Source organism: Stenotrophomonas sp. 3diitr2024, assembly GCF_042136455.1.
In the GTDB taxonomy this organism is placed as follows: Bacteria; Pseudomonadota; Gammaproteobacteria; order Xanthomonadales; family Xanthomonadaceae; genus Stenotrophomonas; species Stenotrophomonas sepilia.
In genome coordinates this window covers 1-269 of sequence record NZ_JBHHMJ010000585.1, presented here as the reverse complement: position 1 = coordinate 269, position 269 = coordinate 1, and the positions used below count along the sequence as shown (strand labels likewise).

The window sequence follows — 269 nt, the reverse complement described above, 5'->3', positions numbered from 1 at the left end:
CAGTCGAAGAAGCCGGAACTGCCGGCCTGCGCAGCGACGATGTTGCTCAGGTTCAGGCTGCCCGAGGCGATCATCACGCCGACCAGGGCGAAGCCCATGGCGATTTCGTAGCTGATCATCTGCGCCGAGGCGCGCATGGCCATGAACCCCAGGCTTACCTGCGTGACGCGCACGTCGCCGCGGTGGACTTCGTGCACGGCGAAGGCCTGCTGATGGCACCGACCATCGCGGTGCCGGAGATGCTCAAGCGCAACGGCCTGACCCTGCAG

The 269-nt window shown here is 66.2% G+C and carries 2 pseudogenes; one reads left to right on the top strand and one right to left on the bottom strand.

The annotated features are described in order from the left end of the window. Positions 1-140, bottom strand: a pseudogene (locus ABGA94_RS15100) (NADH-quinone oxidoreductase subunit H); the annotation flags it as partial. On the opposite strand from ABGA94_RS15100, the pseudogene ABGA94_RS15095 reads away from it, so the two are divergent. After that, a pseudogene (locus tag ABGA94_RS15095) lies at positions 132-269 on the top strand (acetyl-CoA C-acyltransferase); the annotation flags it as partial. The pseudogenes ABGA94_RS15100 and ABGA94_RS15095 overlap by 9 nt on opposite strands.